The 16,951-nt window shown below is 70.5% G+C and carries 14 protein-coding genes and 1 pseudogene; 5 read left to right on the top strand and 10 right to left on the bottom strand.

Going from position 1 to position 16,951, the window contains the following annotated elements; translation table 11 throughout:
* The first annotated feature begins 125 nt into the window (after positions 1–125).
* From cobG to FPZ47_RS16865, 3 genes are read left to right on the top strand one after another with little or no spacing between them, the layout of a single operon-like run.
* Positions 126–1,253: a precorrin-3B synthase gene (gene cobG / locus FPZ47_RS16875; RefSeq protein ID WP_144948744.1), complete on the top strand. Its 1,128-nt coding sequence runs from the start codon at positions 126–128 to the stop codon at positions 1,251–1,253.
* Between the two features lie 9 nt (positions 1,254–1,262).
* Positions 1,263–1,889, top strand: a complete 627-nt coding sequence (locus FPZ47_RS16870; protein WP_144948747.1) for a precorrin-8X methylmutase — start codon at positions 1,263–1,265, stop codon at positions 1,887–1,889.
* Positions 1,886–3,385, top strand: a complete 1,500-nt coding sequence (locus FPZ47_RS16865) for a precorrin-2 C(20)-methyltransferase (protein ID WP_144948750.1) — start codon at positions 1,886–1,888, stop codon at positions 3,383–3,385. Before FPZ47_RS16870 ends, FPZ47_RS16865 begins: the two co-directional genes overlap by 4 nt.
* Before the next feature lie 61 nt (positions 3,386–3,446).
* On the opposite strand, the gene FPZ47_RS16860 is transcribed toward FPZ47_RS16865, so the two are convergent.
* From FPZ47_RS16860 to dprE2, 6 genes are all read right to left on the bottom strand, one after another.
* Positions 3,447–6,443 (bottom strand): MMPL/RND family transporter, encoded by a 2,997-nt coding sequence (locus tag FPZ47_RS16860; RefSeq protein WP_168209482.1) that lies wholly within the window; start codon positions 6,441–6,443, stop codon positions 3,447–3,449.
* A complete protein-coding gene (locus tag FPZ47_RS16855; protein WP_144948756.1) occupies positions 6,440–6,871 on the bottom strand; it encodes an MmpS family transport accessory protein in 432 nt (143 codons plus the stop codon). Before FPZ47_RS16855 ends, FPZ47_RS16860 begins: the two co-directional genes overlap by 4 nt.
* A gap of 450 nt (positions 6,872–7,321) precedes the next feature.
* Positions 7,322–8,089, bottom strand: a complete 768-nt coding sequence (locus FPZ47_RS16850; RefSeq protein WP_144948759.1) for a cobalt-precorrin-6A reductase — start codon at positions 8,087–8,089, stop codon at positions 7,322–7,324.
* The gene (gene cobM, locus FPZ47_RS16845; RefSeq protein WP_144948762.1) at positions 8,086–8,841 is read right to left on the bottom strand and encodes a precorrin-4 C(11)-methyltransferase; all 756 of its coding nucleotides are present in this window, start codon (positions 8,839–8,841) and stop codon (positions 8,086–8,088) included. The genes FPZ47_RS16850 and cobM overlap by 4 nt, the downstream gene beginning before the upstream one ends.
* Entirely contained in the window at positions 8,838–10,010 is a 1,173-nt protein-coding gene (cbiE, locus tag FPZ47_RS16840) for a precorrin-6y C5,15-methyltransferase (decarboxylating) subunit CbiE (protein ID WP_144948766.1), read from the bottom strand. The genes cobM and cbiE overlap by 4 nt, the downstream gene beginning before the upstream one ends.
* A gap of 49 nt (positions 10,011–10,059) precedes the next feature.
* Positions 10,060–10,809 (bottom strand): decaprenylphospho-beta-D-erythro-pentofuranosid-2-ulose 2-reductase, encoded by a 750-nt coding sequence (gene dprE2, locus FPZ47_RS16835; RefSeq protein ID WP_144948769.1) that lies wholly within the window; start codon positions 10,807–10,809, stop codon positions 10,060–10,062.
* A gap of 35 nt (positions 10,810–10,844) precedes the next feature.
* On the opposite strand from dprE2, the gene FPZ47_RS16830 reads away from it, so the two are divergent.
* Entirely contained in the window at positions 10,845–11,258 is a 414-nt protein-coding gene (locus FPZ47_RS16830) for a F420-dependent biliverdin reductase (RefSeq protein WP_144948772.1), read from the top strand.
* 185 nt (positions 11,259–11,443) lie between these two features.
* On the opposite strand, the pseudogene FPZ47_RS16820 reads toward FPZ47_RS16830, so the two are convergent.
* Positions 11,444–11,882: pseudogene (locus FPZ47_RS16820) on the bottom strand (peptidase); the annotation flags it as partial.
* 102 nt (positions 11,883–11,984) lie between these two features.
* A complete protein-coding gene (locus FPZ47_RS16815; RefSeq protein WP_144948778.1) occupies positions 11,985–13,115 on the bottom strand; it encodes a M24 family metallopeptidase in 1,131 nt (376 codons plus the stop codon).
* Positions 13,116–13,174: 59 nt separating this feature from the next.
* On the opposite strand from FPZ47_RS16815, the gene FPZ47_RS16810 reads away from it, so the two are divergent.
* Positions 13,175–14,131 carry a 5'-3' exonuclease gene (locus FPZ47_RS16810; protein ID WP_144948781.1) on the top strand — a complete coding sequence of 319 codons (957 nt, stop codon included), beginning with the start codon at positions 13,175–13,177 and terminating at the stop codon, positions 14,129–14,131.
* A 6-nt stretch (positions 14,132–14,137) separates the two neighbouring features.
* On the opposite strand, the gene FPZ47_RS16805 is transcribed toward FPZ47_RS16810, so the two are convergent.
* Both FPZ47_RS16805 and FPZ47_RS16800 read right to left on the bottom strand, forming a co-directional pair.
* The gene (locus tag FPZ47_RS16805) at positions 14,138–14,923 is read right to left on the bottom strand and encodes a DUF4333 domain-containing protein (protein WP_144948784.1); all 786 of its coding nucleotides are present in this window, start codon (positions 14,921–14,923) and stop codon (positions 14,138–14,140) included.
* Between the two features lie 64 nt (positions 14,924–14,987).
* A partial coding sequence (locus tag FPZ47_RS16800; protein WP_145039518.1) for a helicase-related protein occupies positions 14,988–16,951 on the bottom strand: 1,964 nt, incomplete at its 5' end.

Raw genomic sequence — 16,951 nt, 5'->3', positions numbered from 1 at the left:
TCGGCCGCCGCCTCGTTGCTCTGGCACAGCGCCGATCGACGCGACGACGGTGTCGAGCGCACCGGGCGCGAACCGCCGCACCTGCTCGGGCGCAGCACCGACATCTTCCCGTCGTACCGTAGGTCATGCCCCGATCCCGCGACACCGACGCCTGTCCGGGTGCGCTGCAGGTGCACCACGCCGCCGACGGGGCGCTGGTGCGGGTGCGGCTGCCGGGCGGCATGATCACCGCCGACCAGTTGGCGGCGCTGACGGACGTCGCGAGCGGGCTGGGGTCGGGCACCCTGGAACTGACCGCGCGGGGCAACGTGCAGGTGCGCGGGATCACCGACGTGACGGCGGCCGCCGAGGCGATCGCCGCGGCGGGCCTGCTGCCCTCGGCGACGCACGAGCGGGTTCGCAACATCGTCGCCTCGCCGCTGTCCGGCCGCGCCGGCGGGCGCGCCGACGTGCGAGGATGGGTCGGCGAACTGGACGCGGCGATCCGCGCCGAACCGCGGCTGGCCGACCTGGGCGGCCGATTCTGGTTCAGCCTCGACGACGGCCGCGCGGACGTGTCCGGTCTGGGCGCCGACGTCGGGATCCAGGTGCTCGACGACGGATTGGCGCTGCTGCTGGCCGGCCGGGACACCGGCGTGCGACCGGCCCCCGACGGCGTCACCGAGACGCTCGTCGCCGTCGCCCTGCGATTTCTGGAAGTACGCGAAAAAGCTTGGCGGGTCAACGAGTTGGCCGATATCCGCATGCTGCTGCCCACCGCCGACCCGTCCGGCGCGACGTTTCCCGTCCGCACCAGGCCCCCGGTGGGATGGCTAGGCCAGGACGACGGCCGCGTCACGCTGGGCGCCGCGGTCCCGCTGGGCGTGCTGCCCGCGACCGTCGCGGAGTACTTGGTCGCGGTCCGGGCTCCGCTGGTCGTCACACCGTGGCGCTCGGTGCTGCTGTGCGACCTCAGCGAAGAGGCGGCGGACGTCGCACTCCGGGTGCTGGCGCCCCTCGGCCTGGTTTTCGACGAGAACTCCCCCTGGCTGACCGTCGGCGCCTGCACCGGCAGCCCCGGGTGCGCGCACTCGCTGGCCGATGTGCGGGCCGACGCCGCGCGGTCACTGGACCCCGAGTCCACGGTGCACCGTCACTTCGTCGGCTGCGAGCGGGCGTGCGGCAGCCCGCTGGCCGGCGAGGTGCTGGTCGCGACCGGGGACGGATACCGGCCGGCGCGGTCCGTGGCGGGTCGCCAGCGTGCCGGGCCTTAGGGTGATCGGGTGCTCGACTACATCCGAGACGCGGCGGAAATCTATCGCCAGTCGTTTGCGACGATCCGCGCCGAAGCCGACCTGGGCCGGTTCCCGGCCGACGTCGCGCAGGTGGTGGTCCGGTTGATCCACACCTGCGGCCAGGTCGATGTCGCCGACCACGTCGCCTTCACCCACGACGTCGTCGCGCGGGCCCGCGCCGCCCTGCGAGCCGGCGCACCGGTGCTGTGCGATTCGTCGATGGTGAGCGCCGGGATCACCACCGCGCGGTTGCCGGCCGGCAACGAGGTGGTGTCACTGGTGGCCGATCAGCGCGCGGCCGAACTGGCCGCCCGGCGGTGCACCACCCGTTCGGCGGCCGGCGTGGAGCTGTGGGCCGACCGGATGGCCGGCGCGGTCCTGGCGATCGGCAACGCCCCGACCGCGCTGTTCCGGCTGCTGGAGCTGATCGACGAGGGCGCCGCCGCGCCGGTCGCGGTGCTGGGCGGTCCGGTCGGTTTCGTCGGTTCGGCGCAGTCCAAGCAGGAGTTGATCGACCGTCCGCGCGGCATGTCCTATCTGGTGGTGCGGGGCCGGCGCGGTGGCAGCGCCATGGCCGCCGCCGCGGTCAACGCGATCGCGAGCGAGCGCGAATGACCGCAGAGGGCACCGCGCGAAGCGCCCCCAGAGGCACCCTGTGGGGGGTCGGGCTGGGTCCCGGTGACCCCGAATTGGTGACCGTCAAGGCCGCCCGGGTGATCGGCGACGCGGACGTGGTCGCCTATCACAGCGCCCGGCACGGTCACAGCATCGCGAGGGGAATCGCCGAACCCTACCTGCGGCCCGGTCAGATCGAGGAGCACCTGATCTATCCGGTGACCACCGAGTCCACCGATCATCCCGGCGGCTACGCCGGGGCGCTCGAGGACTTCTACGCCGAGGCCACCCGCCGGATCGCCGCACACCTGGACGCCGGGCGCGACGTGGCGCTGCTCGCCGAGGGCGACCCGCTGTTCTACAGCTCCTACATGCATCTGCACACCCGCCTCACGGAGCGGTTCGACGCGGTCATCGTGCCCGGGGTCACGTCGGTCAGCGCCGCCTCGGCGGCCATCGCAACCCCGTTGGTCGCCGGCGACGAGGTGCTGTCGGTGCTGCCGGGCACCCTGCCGGCCGCCGAGCTGACCCGCCGGCTCGCCGACACCGACGCCGCCGTGATCCTCAAGCTGGGCCGGTCGTATCAGAGTGTGCGGCAATCGCTTTCGGATTCGGGCCGGCTTGACGATGCGTTCTACGTGGAGCGGGCCAGCACCCGCGGTGAACGCATACTGCCCGCCGCCGACGTCGAGGAGAACGGCGTGCCCTACTTCTCGCTGGCCATGCTGCCGGGCGGGCGGCGCCACCGCACCCGGGCGGCGGGCACCGTGGCGGTGGTGGGACTCGGGCCCGGCGACACCGACTGGATCACGCCGCAGACCCGACGAGAGCTGGCGGCCGCGACCGATCTGATCGGATACGCCGGCTACCTGGACCGCGTGCCCGCCCGCGACGGGCAGCGCCGACATCCCAGCGACAACACCGACGAACCCGCGCGGGCGCATCTGGCCTGCTCGCTGGCCGAGCAGGGACACGCGGTCGCGGTGGTGTCATCGGGCGACCCGGGCGTGTTCGCGATGGCCACCGCCGTGCTGGAAGAGGCCAAGCAGTGGCCGGGAGTGCAGGTGCGGGTGATTCCGGCGATGACCGCCGCCCAGGCCGTCGCCAGCCGGGTCGGGGCTCCGCTCGGTCACGACTACGCCGTGATCTCGTTGTCCGACCGGCTCAAACCGTGGGACGTCATCGCCGCCCGGCTGACCGCCGCGGCGTCCGCGGACCTGGTCCTGGCCGTGTACAACCCCGCCTCCACGTCGCGGACCTGGCAGGTCGGCGCGATGCGCGACATCCTGCTGGCCCATCGCGAGCCGGGGACGCCGGTGGTGATCGGCCGTGACGTTTCCGGGCCCGAGGAAGCCGTCCGGGTCGTGCGGCTGGCCGACCTCGACCCCGCCGACATCGACATGCGTTGCCTGCTGATCGTCGGGTCGTCGCAAACCCAGTGGCACTCAGTCGATTCGGGTGACCGGGTGTTCACGCCCCGGCGCTACCCGTTCTGATCGCCCGCCGCCCCGTTGCGCTTTGGCGCCGCGCGGGCGGGGTACCAGCGCGCTGCTTGGCTCAATGCGCGTGGCCCAGCCCCGGACCCTCGCCGCCGCTGCGCGTCATGTCGTCGGAGGCGAATTCGCTGCCATCCATCTCCGCCGTGCCGTCGCCGGCCTGCCGCGGGGCCCTGGCGGTTGCCGCATCGGCGGGCTCGCCCAGCAACAACGAGCGCACCAGCCGCCGCGGACCGAACGGCCGCAGCATCTCGCTGGCCGGACGGGGGCGCACCCGCAGCGGCCACCAGAACCAGCGACCGAGCAGCGCGGCGATCGACGGCGTCATCAACGAGCGCACGATCAGGGTGTCGAACAGCAGGCCGAGGCCGATCGTGCTGCCGGCCTGTCCGATCGAGCGCAGGTCGCTGGCGACCATCGACATCATGGTGAAGGCGAAGACCAGGCCGGCCGCGGTGACGACCCCGCCGGTCTCGCCCATCGACCGGATGATGCCGGTCCGCAGGCCCGCCCCGATCTCCTCCTGGAACCGTGACACCAGCAGCAGGTTGTAGTCGGAGCCGACGGCCAGCAGGATGATCAACCCGAACACCGGCGCGATCCAGTTCAGGTCCAGGCCCAACAGGTGTTGCCACACCAGCACCGAGAGCCCGAAGGCGGCACCCAGCGACACCAGCACCGTCCCGACGATCACCACGGACGCCACCAACGCCCGCGTGATGATCACCATGACGACGAAAATCAGTGTGATCGCGGCGATTCCGACGATCAGCAGGTCGTAGTGCGCGCCCGACTGGATGTCGCGGTAGATGGCGGCCGTTCCGGCCAGGTAGAACCTGGCGTCGGTCAGCGTCGTGCCCTTGACAGCGTGGTGCGCGGCCTCGAGTTCCGGCTTGACCGCGTCGATGCCCTCCGGGGTCGCCGGGTCCTTGTCGTGGGTGATGATGAACCGCGCGGCCTTCCCGTCCGGCGACAGGAACAGTTTCAAACCGCGCTGGAAATCGGCGTTCTGGAACGCTTCCGGCGGCAGGTAGAAGTAGTCGCCGGTTCGGGAGGCGTCGAACGCCTGGCCCATGGCGCTGGCGGTGTCGGTCATCTGCGACATCTGCGTGACCAGACCCGAGAAACTGCTGTGGATGGTGAGCAGGCTGCCCCGCATCGACTTGGCGACGGCGATGATCGGCGGGAACTGGGCCACCATCTGCGGCATGATCGCGTCGATGTTGTTGACGTCTTTGATCAGCGTGCTCATGTTCTCGCTGAACTTGTCGACGCCGTCGATCGCCTCGAACACCGACCTGGTCGCCCAGCAGACCGGGATGTTGTAGCAGTGCTGTTCCCAGTACAGATAACCCCGCAGCGGCCGCGCGAAGTCGTCGAAGTCCGAAAGGTGGTCCCGCATTTCGTCCAGCGTCGTCTGCATGGCGTGCATGTCGCCGACCATGCGATGAGTCGAGTTGCTCATCCGGGCCATCAAGCCCTGCATCCGCTCCATCGACCCGATCATGGCGCCGAGGTCGTCGCTCATCTTGAGCATGTCACCCATCCGGTCCTTCATGAACTGAAGGTTCTCCTGGATCGGGATCGATTGGGCACTGATCTGGAACGGTATCGACGTGTGCTCGATCGGACCCCCCAAGGGCCGGGTGATGCTCTGCACCATCGCGATTCCCGGTGAGCGGAACACGTCCTTGGCGAGCCGGTCCAGGAGGATCATGTCGCCGGTGTTCCGCATGTCGTGATCGCTCTCGATCATCAGGATGTCGGGATTCATGGTGGCGGCGCTGAAATGACGCTCGGCGGCCTCGTAGCCGACGTTCGACGGCAGGTCTTTGGGGATGTAGTAGCGGTCGTTGTAGCTGATTTTCATGGTCGGCATGATGAGGATGCCGACGATGGCGATGGCCAGCGAGGTCGCGAACACCGCGCCGGGCCAGCGCACGCACGCGGTCCCGATGCGCCGCCAGCCGTGGACCTTGACGGCCCGCTTCGGGTCGAGCAGGCCGAACCGGCTGGCCACGGCCACCACGGCGGGCGCCACGGTCAGCGCTCCCGCGACGACGACGATCAGGCCCAGCGCGGACGGAATCCCCAGCGCCTTGAAGTACGACAGCCGCGCCAGGTGCAGACAGAAAGTGGCGCCGGCGATCGTCAGCCCGGATCCCAAAATGATGTGGAAGGTGCCGCGGAACATGCTGTAGTAGGCCGCTTCCCGGTCCAGACCGGCCTGACGCGCCTCCTGATAGCGACCGATGAGGAAGATCGCGTAGTCGGTTCCCGCCGCGATCGCCAACGAGGACAGCATGGCGACGACGAACGTCGAAAACCCCAACAGGTCGTAGTTGCCGAGCAGCGCGACGAGCCCCCGGGCCGTGCCCATCTCGAAACCGACCATGACGAGAACGAGCAGCACCGTGCTCACGGAACGGTAGGCGATGAACAGCATGATCATGATGACCACGCCCGTCACGCCCATCATCGTCAACATGCTCTTGTCGGCGGCGTCGTTCATGTCCGTGGTCAGCGCGGCCGGGCCGGTGAGATAAACCTTCAGGCCCGGGGGCGGCGATGAACGGTCGAGGGTCTCGCGGACCGCTTTGACGGACTCGTTGCCCAGGGTGCTGCCCTGGTCGCCGGCGAGATTGAGCTGGACGTAGGCGGCCTTGCCGTCGCGGCTCTCCACGCCGGCGGCGGTGAGCGGGTCCCCCCACACGTTCTGGACGTGCTGCACGTGCTTGTGATCGGCATCCAGCTTCTGCACCAGGCCGTCGTAGTAGCGGTGCGCTTCCGGACCGAGTTTGTGATCGCTTTCCAGGATGACCATGGCGATGCTGTCGGAGTCCGACTCGTGGAACTTCGCGCCGATGCGCCTGGCGGCGATCATCGCCGGCGCATCGGCGGGCGACATGGTGACCGCGTGGTTGCGGGCGACCGACTCGATCGGCGGCACCAGCAGGTTCAGGCCCGCGGTCAGCAGCAACCATCCGATGATGATCGGCACCGCGAAGTTGCGGACGAACCGCATGAATTTCGGGCGGGTGTCGGTGTCTGTGTTCATCCGGCTTTCACCAAGCACGAGGTTTGGGCGTGGTGGCCGTCCGCCGACCGCTCGTCTTTGACCTCGCCGTTGACGGTGATGCGGCACCCGATGGTGTCGCTGTTGCCCTGTGCCACCACGTTGGCGAGCACCGCCGGCACGGTCGTGGTGATCGTGTAGGTCCAGGGCAGGCCGGTGAAGTTCGCCTGCTCCGGTTGGGCGCTCTTGTCCAGGTAGCTCACGCTTCCGACCGTGTCGGCGGGACCGTACACCTCGTAGGTGACCCGCTTGATATGGGAGGGTTCGAGCGGCTCGGCGCTGCTTCCGGTCGCGGTGAAGATCTCGTCGGAGCCGAACACGGCACGAAGGTTGTTGACCGTCACGCCGCCGAGGACGACCGCCACCACGACGACAAGCGGGACCCAAGCCTTCTTGAGAAAGGCCAACATCGGGGTTTCCTTTCGCTCGTGGCCGGTTTCTACCGCGGTTCTACGTGGGCTGCCCCGTGGCAGTTTCACGCCTGCACCGTTGCAGCTGATAGAGCCATTCGACCCTGTGGGTAATGGTCTTCAGCCACCCGGAGTGCAGTTCGTGGCCGGGTTGCGCACCCGAGTCGTCGCTCCGGCCCGAGCCCGCAGCACGGCCCGCAGCACAATTTATACCATACCCCCCACCGTATTTTGGCGGGCGACCCCGGAAGCCCGGGCTGCGCCCGTGACACACCCTCAGGTGACCGGATTCAAGCGCATAAACAGCTTGTCGGCTGGCCCAATTCGGCACGTGCCGGCCCCGGTCGCCCAGCCGCCGCAGGGGGATCGGGGCCATCGCGCGGTTCTCCGAAGCCGCGGTCGTGGCTGTCGCTGCGGGCCTGGTCGACGCGACCACGATGCTCGCCGACCTCATCTCGGCGGCTCGGACGGCCCTGGGCCGACGCCACCGGCGGCCAGCCCGCTGACCCACTCGGCGGCTTCGTCGACCGTGCACGCTGTCCGCACGCCCGCCGGCAGCGCCGGCCGCGCCACCATCACGACGGGAACATCCAGCGCGGCGGCGGCATCCAGCTTCGCCCGGGTCATGTCCCCGCCGCTGTTCTTCGTCACCAGCGCATCGATGCGGTGCTCGCGCAACAGGGCGAGCTCGTCGTCGTAGCCGTACGGCCCGCGAGACAGGATGACGTGGTGACGACGCGGCATCCCGGCGCCGTCCGGCGCGGTGACCGCGCGGATCAAAAACCATGCGTCGCTGGCGGCGAAGGCCCCCACACCCGAGCGGCCGGTGGTGAGGAAGACCCGGGAATAGCATTGTTCGGCAACGACGCCGGCCGCTTCGGTGCCGGACGTCACGACGGTCGCGACCCCCGGGTCCCAGGCCGGGCGGGCCAACACCAGATGCGGCATTCCCACGTGGCCGCACACCTGGGCGGCGTGGGCGGTCATGGTCGCCGCGAACGGGTGGGTGGCGTCGACGACGGCGTCGATGCCCTCGTCGTGCAGCCACCGCCGCAGCCCGTCGACGCCGCCGAATCCGCCGATGCGCACCGGCCCGACCGGCAGAGCGGGGTCGGGCACGCGGCCGGCCAGCGAGCTCACGATGTCGAACCGCGGGTGCAGGGTCTTGGCCAGCGCCCGGGCCTCGGCGGTGCCGCCGAGCAGCAGTACCCGCATCAGTGCCGGCTCCCCCGAGTCCGCCCGCTCGAATACAGGTAGCTGTCGGTGAACCCCTGCGCGGCCAGCACGTCACCGACGACGATGACGGCGGTTCGGGTGATGGCGGCGTCGTGCATCTGCCCGGCGATGTCGCCGAGCGTGCCGCGCAGCACGCTCTGCTGCGGCCAGCTCGCAAAAGCCACCACCGCAGCCGGTGTCTCGGGACGGTAGCCGCCCGCCAGCAGTTGCGGGACTATGGCATCGATCTGGGCGGCGGCCAGGTGCAGGACCAGGGTGCCGCCGGATCGGGCGAGCCCGGCCAGTTCCTCACCGGGCGGCATGGGGGTCGACAGGGTGGCTATCCGGGTCAGCGTCACCGTCTGCGCCACCCCGGGTACGGTGAGCTCGCGCCGCAGGGCGGCCGCGGCGGCGGCGAAAGCCGGCACGCCGGGCACGATCTCGTAGCCGATGCCCAGTTCGTCGAGCCGGCGGCACTGCTCGGCCACGGCACTGTAGAGCGACGGGTCCCCGGAGTGCAGCCGCGCCACGTCGTGACCCGCGGCGTCCGCGTCGGCCAGTGCGGTGACGATCTGTTCGAGCGTAAGCGGGCCGGTGTCAACGACTTTCGCAGCCGACGGGCACAGCGCCAGCAGGTCGTCGGGCATGATGGACCCCGCGTAGAGGCATGTCGCGCATCGCTGGAGGATTCGTTGGCCGCGCACCGTGATCAGGTCGGCGGCGCCGGGGCCGGCCCCGATGAAGTAGACCGTCACCGCGTCACCGACCACTGGGTGACCGGGTACTGCGGGCGCCAGCCGGTGAACGCGCCCAGCGACTCGCCCTGATAGTGCTGAAAACGTTGCAGCTGTCCGCCGAATCGTGAGTGTGCCTGGATGACAGCGGCTTCCGATTCGGCCGTGACCACATTGGCAACCAAGCGTCCCCCCCTGGTCAAGTTGTCCAAGCATGCGTCGAGCAGACCCGGTTGGGTCAGGCCGCCGCCGACGAAGATCGCCGACGGGGTTTGCGCCCCGGCGAACGCCCCGGGCGCGTCGCCGCGCACGTCGACGGTCACGCCCGAGGCGGCGGCGTTGCATTCGACGTTTCTGCGGCGCCGTGCGTCGCGTTCGAACGCGACCGCGCTGCAGCCCGGCCAGCTGCGGCACCACTCGACGCCGATGCTGCCCGATCCCGCGCCGACATCCCACAGCCGCTCCCCCGGCCGCGGCGCCAACGCCGCCAGCGTGACCGCCCGCATCGCGTGTTTGGTGATCTGGCCGTCGTGCACGAACGCGTCGTCGGGCAACGGCGAGACGCGTTCGTCGGGCAGGTAGCGCACGGCGATCACGTTGAGGTCGTCCACACCCGCCGGGGCGCTGCCGGCCCACTGCCGCGCGGTGCCGTCGCGGCGACGTTCTTGCGGGCCGCCGAGCTGTTCGAGAGCGGTCATCGCGGAATCGCCACGCCCGTGGGCCGTCAGGAGCCCCGCCAGCGTCGCGAGTGTGGTGTGGTCACGCGAGAGCACGACCGCCCGGCCGCCGCGGCGCACGGCGGTGTCGGGCCGCGCGGTCACCAGACTGATCACCTCGGTGTCGTGGACGTTCCAGCCCATCCGGGCGCAGGCCAGCGTGACCGACGAGACGTGCGGCAACACCCGGACTTTGGCGGGGCCGAACAGCCGGATGAGAGTGCCGCCGATGCCGTGCATCAGCGGGTCTCCGCTGGCCACCACGTGGATGTCGCCGACGGCGTCGGCGGGCAGGTTCCGCAGGGCGCGCAGCATCGGCGACGGCCACTCCCGGCGTTCGGCGGTGACGGTGCCGTCCAGCAGAGAGAGCTGCCGCTGCGCGCCGTAAATTACTGTGGCTCTTAATAATTCGGTGCGCGACGCCGGCGACAGGCTCGCCATGCCGTCGGCGCCGATCCCGACCACGACGATCATGCGCGCCGATCCTTCTCATCGCTTCGCGATGCCTCGTCGCCGGCGCGGATCATCGCGGCATCCTGCGCCACACGAACTGGGGAAGCAGCCGCATGACGAAGAACGTCGGCCGCAGCGCCCACGGGATCCACACGGTGCGCCGCCCTTTGGCCAGGGCGTGCGCGGCGGCCTCGGCCACCTGCTGCGGGGTGCTGGGCAGGGGCGCGGGCGCCATGCCCTGCGTCATGCGCCCGATCACGAATCCCGGGCGGACGATCAGCAGCCCGACACCGCTGCCGTGCAGGGCGTCCGCCAAGCCGCTGGCGAAACCGTCCAGGCCGGCCTTGGCCGAGCCGTACACGTAGTTGGCGCGGCGCACCCGGATCCCGGCCACCGAGGAGAACACCACCAACGATCCGCGGCCGGCTTGACGCATGACGGCCGCCAGGTGGGTCAGCATGCTGACCTGCGCGACGTAGTCGGTGTGCACGATGGCGGTGGCGTGGGCGGCGTCGGTCTCCGCGCGGGCCTGATCGCCCAGAATTCCGAAGGCCAGCACGGCGGTGGCGATGGGCCCATGGGCGTTGACGACGGAGGCGACCAGCGGGCCGTGCGAGGCCAGGTCGTCGGCGTCGAACTCTTGGGTGTGCACTGCTGCCGCGCCGGCGGCTTGCAGCATGGCGACCTGCTCGTCGAGCCGGTCGGCGTTGCGGGCGGCCAGCACCACCGTCGCTTCAGGAGCCAGGCGGCGGGCGAGTTCGATGCCGATCTCGCTGCGGCCGCCCAGGATCAGTATCGGGCCTGCGCCCGTGTCGTCCACGGCTGCGATTATCACCTGCGCTAGCGTGGGCGGTGATGGCGAACACCACTACCCGGCTCACCGACGACGCGCTGGCATTCCTGTCCGAGCGTCATCTGGCCATGCTGACCACGCTGCGCAACGACGGCTCACCGCACGTCGTGGCGGTGGGATTCACCTTCGATCCCAAGACCCACGTCGCGCGGGTCATCACCACCGGCGGGTCGCAGAAGGCGGTCAACGCCGACCGCGCCGGCGTGGCCGTGCTCAGCCAGGTCGACGGCGCCCGCTGGCTGTCCCTGGAGGGCCGGTCCAAGGTCAACGCCGACGCCGACGCCGTGCGCGATGCCGAGCTGCGCTATGCCCAGCGCTATCGCACCCCCAAGCCCAACCCGCGGCGGGTGGTCATCGAGGTGCAGGTGGAGCGGGTGTTGGGGTCGTCGAGCCTGCTCGAGCGGGGCGACGGATAGCGGGCCTTGCTCCGGCCGAGTTACCCAGAAACAAGGCCATCAGCACCCAGATTTCCCCGCGGTTAGCCATCTCCCCTGCGCGGGTCCGTATTCAGTACCCGAAGTGTCATCCCCAAACTTCGGCAAGACTTGAGTTGGCCGATCTTCGTCGGCGACGGCGTTGTGCCACCGACCACCAGCCCCTCCGGCAGCCAGCGGGCGTTCACCAGCAGCTTCCACGTGCCGCCTTCGCGGGCGCACGGCGTGTCGGGGTTCAGGTCGGCCGGGATGTCCCGGCTGGTAGGCCGCATACCCGCCCATCGAGTAGCCCGAGATCACGGTGCGGTTGGGGTCGGTGCCGAACTGTTCGGCCACCCGCGCCCACACTTCCCAGACGTTGAGTCCCCCGGTGCCGAAATACCAGGTCGACGGTCCTCGGGCCAGCGGCGCGATCACCATCGAGTCGCGGCCCTCGCAGACCTCGTGCAGCAGCCGCGGGTCGATCGCGACGAACTGGTACTGCCTCAGCGCAAGCGAGTGCAGCAACAGGGTCAGCGGCAACGTGCGGCCCGGCGTGAAGCTCGACGGCACGGAGATCGAATACGGTTGCACCCGCCCGAGGAACTGCGCCTTGGCGCTGAAGATGCACCACGACGTCGGCGAGGTGGCGGGCGATACGAAGCGGAAGCAGGGTGAGATCCCCCCGGAGTGACACCCCGCCCGACCTGCGCGGCGCCGGTGACACCTTCAGCGAGACGCGGGGACCACGATCAGCTCGTGCGGCCGGTTGTTGACGGCCACGGCGCCGTCGGCGGTGACGACGACGATGTCCTCGATGCGCGCACCCCACCGACCGGGGAAGTAGATCCCCGGCTCGATGGAAAAAGCCATCCCCGGGGCCAGCGGCAGGTCGTTGCCGGCGACGATGTAGGGCTCCTCGTGCACCGACAGGCCGATCCCGTGCCCGGTGCGGTGCACGAAGTACTCCGCGAGCCCGGCCCCGGCCAGCACGTCGCGGGCGGCAGCGTCGACCCGCTCGGCGCTCACGCCCGGACGCACCGCCTCGAAGGCCGCGCGCTGGGCGCGTTCGAGCACCGAATACCGTTGGGCCACCTCGGGTTCGGGATCCCCGATGCTGTAGGTGCGGGTGCAGTCGGAGTGGTAGCCGGGCTCGCAGACTCCCCCGATGTCGACGACGACGATGTCCCCCGCCCGCAGTTCGCGTTCCGAATAGCTGTGGTGCGGGTCGGCGCCGTGTGGTCCGGAGCCGACGATGACGAACGCGACTCCCGAATGTCCTTCGGCGACAATGGCTTCGGCGATGTCGGCGGTGACGTCGGCTTCGGTGCGGCCGGGGACGAGGAACTCCGGCACCCGGGCGTGCACCCGGTCGATGGCAGCGCCGGCCTTACGCAACGCGTCGAGCTCGCACGCCTCCTTGACCATCCGCAGCCCGCGCAGGACGTCGGTGGCCAGCACCGGCAGCCTCCCGAACGCGTCGGCCAGGGGCAGCAGGTGCAGCGCAGGCATGGAATCGGTGACGGCGGTCGCGAGGCGGCCACCGCCCAACGCCGCACTCACCAGCGCGTAGGGATCGTCACCGTCGACCCAATCGTGCACCGTCAGGCCCAGTTCGGCGATGGCCGATCCCGTCAGGGAGGCCAGCTCCAGGCGCGGCACCACGACGGTCGGGTCACCGGAGGCCGGCAAGACCAGCGCGGTGAGCCGCTCGAACGTCTGGGCCCGCGAGCCGACCAGATACCGCAGGTCATAACCCGGGGTGATCACCAGGGCGTCGAGGCCGGCGCCGGCGGTCGCGGCGGCCACCGCGGCCAGCCGTTGGGCATACACGCTCGCGTCGAATCGGTCGGAGTCCACGGCAGCCAGGCTAGCCCGGTGCGTCTGCTCGCGGGAAGCGGCGTGAGACCATACGCGGCATGCGATCGCCACTGTTGCTGCTCGACGGCGCCAGCATGTGGTTCCGCTCGTACTTCGGCGTGCCCTCGTCGATCACCGCTCCCGACGGCCGGCCGGTCAACGCCGTCCGCGGCTTCATCGACTCGATGGCCGTGGTGATCACCCGGCAACGGCCCGGCCGGCTGGCGGTGTGCCTGGACCTGGATTGGCGCCCGCAGTTCCGGGTGGATCTCATCCCGTCCTACAAGGCGCACCGGGTGGCCGGGCCGGAGCCGCAGGGCGCACCCGACGTCGAGGAAGTCCCCGACGACCTGACCCCGCAGGTCGGCATGATCACCGACCTGCTCGACGCATTCGGGATCCCGACGGCCGGTGCAGCCGGCTACGAGGCCGACGACGTGCTGGGCACGCTGGCGGCGCGGGAACGCGACGACCCGGTCGTCGTGGTCAGCGGAGACCGCGACCTGCTGCAGGTGGTGACCGACGACCCCGTGCCGGTGCGGGTGCTCTACCTGGGCCGCGGACTGAGCAACGCGACCCTGTTCGGGCCCACCGAGGTGTCCGATTACTACGGCGTTCCGGCGCAGCGGGCAGGGGCGGCCTACGCGGAACTGGCGCTGTTGCGCGGTGACCCGTCCGACGGCCTGCCCGGCGTGCCGGGCATCGGCGAGAAGACGGCGGCCACCCTGCTGGCACAGCACGGCTCGCTGCGGCAGATCCTCGCCGCCGCCGGCGACCCGCAATCGAAGATGGCCAAGGGACTGCGCGCGAAACTGCTCGCCGCCGCCGACTACATCGAGGCCGCCGAACGAGTGGTGCGGGTGGCCACCGACGCGCCCGTCACACTGTCGACTCCGACCGACGCCCTGCCCCTGACGGCCGCCGACCCGCAGCGCACCGCCGAGCTGGCCACCGAGCTGGGTGTCAGCTCGTCGATCGCACGGCTGCAGAAGGCACTGGACACGCTTGAGGGTTGACCGCCCCTACTGGGGCCGGCCGACCTCGTAGGTGCCCTTGTTGTCCTGGAAGGTCACCGTCACGTGCTTTTGAGCGCCGTCGATGCTGACGCTGCAGTCGAAGCTGGCGCCCCTCTTGACGGTGGGGTCGGCGCCGTTGTTGCACTGCACGTCTTTCACGTTGCGGGCGCCGTAGCCGTTGGTCTCATCCGAGAGGATCTGCTGCACGCCGGTCTGGGCCTTTTTGATGTCCAGCTTGGTGGTGACGAAGAAGCCCGGCTCCCAGAAGCCGAGCACCAGCACGGCGGCGAGAAGCAGGAAGGCGATCAGGCCGACCACACCGGCGATCAACCCGGGCGGGCGCTTCTTGCCCGGTTGCTCATAGGGCGGGTACTGCTGCGGATACTGGCCCGGCTGGCCGTATTGACCGTACTGGCCCGGCTGACCGTACTGGCCCGGCTGGGCGTACTGACCCGGCTGGCCGTACTGGCCGGGCTGGGCGTACTGGCCGGGCTGGGCGTACTGGCCCGGCTGGCCGTATTGACCGTACTGGGGGCTCTGCCCGCCGTATTGCTGCTCGGGCTGCCCGTAGCCAGGCTGCTGCGGGTACTGCTGCGGGTAGGCCTGCTCCCCCTGCTGCTGGTACGGCGAATACCCGGGGGGCGGCGTGTAGGCCGGCGTCTGCCATGCCGCGTCCTGGTTGGTCTGCTGCTGCCACGGCGATCCCGCCTGGGCCGGTTCCGAGGACTGGTCGCCACCGTGAACGGGCGGTTGCCACTGCTGCTCCGGCTCCGATCCCTGCGGTCCGCTCATCATTTCTCCTCAGCCCCTTGACGTCTTGGCTTCTCGTACGGTCTCACCGTAGCTCCGGCACAGCCTACCCGGCGTCAACAGCGACGACGCCGCGCCGCACATCGTTGATGGCACGCTTGGCGACCGCCCGCAGCTCGGGGTCGGAGGCCGCATTGCGCACCTGGTCGAGCAGGTCGAGCACCTGCCGGCACCAGCGCACGAAGTCCCCCGCCAGCAACGGCGAACCGGTGCCCGCCGAAGGGTGGGCGTCGGCGGCGGCCAGCGCCGCCGACAGATCACCAGTTTGCGCCCAGCGGTAGATGACATTGACGAAGCCGTCGTCGGGCTCGCGGCCGGGGGCGATGCGGTGTGCCTGCTCGTCGGCGCGCAGCGCGGTCGACATCCGGGACGTCTGCTGCAGCGCCTGCCGCAACCGCTGGGTGGGCACCTCGGCCGCGGACGCGGATCCGGGCCCGGCGCCGCCCCGGGTCTCGTAGAGCACCGCGGAGACCACCGCCGCCAGCTCAGCGGGCTTCAATCCCGCCCACGCGTCGGTGCGCAGGCATTCGGCCACCAGCAGGTCGCTCTCGCTGTAGATGCGGGCCAGCAGCCGGCCGTGGTCGGTGACCTGGGGGTCGTCGGCCGGGCCCTCGATGAACCCCCGTTCGGTGAGCAGGCCGACGATCCGGTCGAAGGTGCGCGCCAGCGAGTTGGTGGCGGCGGCCACCTTCTTTTCCAGCTGCGCGTTGTCGCGCTCGACGCGCAGATACCGCTCGGCCTGCCGCACCTGGGACTCGAGGCCGGGACCGTTGTGCGACGGGTGCCGGCGCAACTCCGCCCGCAACTTCGCCAGCTCCGGATTGTGGAACTCGCCGTCGGCGTCGCCGTCGCCACGGCGCCGCGACGGGACGGCAAGCCCGGCCACGGCCGACCGCAGCGCCGACGCCAGATCGCGCCTCACGCGCGGCTGGCGGTGTTCGACGCGCTTCGGCAAGGACATCGACCCGAGCGGACCCGACGCACCCGAATAGTCCGCCGACGAGATCCGCCCCGCCCACCGATGTTCGCTCAGCACCAAGGGGCGCGGATCGTCGCTGTCGCGGGCCGACTCGAGCACCACCGCCAGCCCGCCGCGCCGGCCCTGGGTGATGTTGATGATGTCGCCTTTGCGCAGCGCGGCCAGCGCGTCGCCGGCCGCCTGCCGGCGCTGCAGCCGCGACGCGCGCGATTGTGCGCGCTCCAACTCGGTGATCCGCGCACGCAGCCGGGCGTAGTCCAGGATCGGCGCCTTCGGCCCGCCCAGCTCGGCGGCGATCTCGTCGAGCATCTTGGTGCCCCGCTCGATGCCCCGCACCAGGCCGACGACGGACCGGTCGGCTTGATACTGGGCGAAGGACTGCTCGAGCAGTTGGTGCGCCTGTTCCGGGCCCATGTGCTGCACCAGGTTGATCGTCATGTTGTAGGACGGGACGAACGAACTGCGCAGCGGGAAGGTGCGCGTCGACGCCAGGCCGGCCACCGCCGACGGTTCGGTGGTCTCCTCGCTGGGTTGCCAGAGCACCACCGCATGACCCTCGACGTCGATGCCACGCCTGCCGGCGCGTCCGGTCAGCTGCGTGTACTCCCCCGGCGTCAGCGGCACGTGCTGCTCGCCGTTGAACTTCACCAGCCGCTCCAGCACCACCGTGCGGGCGGGCATGTTGATGCCCAGCGCCAGCGTCTCGGTGGCGAACACCGCCTTGACCAGGCCGGCGGCGAACAGCTCCTCGACGGTGTGCCGGAACGCCGGCAGCATGCCGGCGTGGTGGGCCGCCAGGCCGCGCAGCAGCCCCTCGCGCCACTCGTAGTAGCCGAGCACCCCCAGGTCGGCATCGGCGAGGTCGCCGCACCGGTGGTCGATCACCTCGGCGATCTGCGCGCGTTCCTCCTGGGTGGTCAGCTGCAGCGGCGAGCGCAGGCACTGGTGGACCGCGGCGTCACAACCCGCCCGGGAGAACACGAACGTGATCGCCGGCAGCAGGCCCTCGGAGTCCAGGGTCGCGATCACGT

Source organism: Mycobacterium helveticum (genome assembly GCF_007714205.1).
Classification (GTDB): Bacteria; Actinomycetota; Actinomycetes; order Mycobacteriales; family Mycobacteriaceae; genus Mycobacterium; species Mycobacterium helveticum.
The sequence above is the reverse complement of the archived record's forward strand: the minus strand, read 5'-3'. Positions and strand labels throughout refer to the sequence as shown.

Bases quoted from the DNA above. Each gene is read 5' to 3' on its own strand.
- cobG (WP_144948744.1), top strand. From the start codon at position 126: ATGCCCCGATCCCGCGACACCGACGCCTGTCCGGGTGCGCTGCAGGTG.
- FPZ47_RS16865 (WP_144948750.1), top strand. From the start codon at position 1,886: ATGACCGCAGAGGGCACCGCGCGAAGCGCCCCCAGAGGCACCCTGTGG.
- FPZ47_RS16860 (WP_168209482.1), bottom strand. From the start codon at position 6,443: ATGAACACAGACACCGACACCCGCCCGAAATTCATGCGGTTCGTCCGC.
- FPZ47_RS16855 (WP_144948756.1), bottom strand. From the start codon at position 6,871: ATGTTGGCCTTTCTCAAGAAGGCTTGGGTCCCGCTTGTCGTCGTGGTG.
- cbiE (WP_144948766.1), bottom strand. From the start codon at position 10,010: ATGATCGTCGTGGTCGGGATCGGCGCCGACGGCATGGCGAGCCTGTCG.
- FPZ47_RS16830 (WP_144948772.1), top strand. From the start codon at position 10,845: ATGGCGAACACCACTACCCGGCTCACCGACGACGCGCTGGCATTCCTG.
- FPZ47_RS16810 (WP_144948781.1), top strand. From the start codon at position 13,175: ATGCGATCGCCACTGTTGCTGCTCGACGGCGCCAGCATGTGGTTCCGC.
- FPZ47_RS16805 (WP_144948784.1), bottom strand. From the start codon at position 14,923: ATGAGCGGACCGCAGGGATCGGAGCCGGAGCAGCAGTGGCAACCGCCC.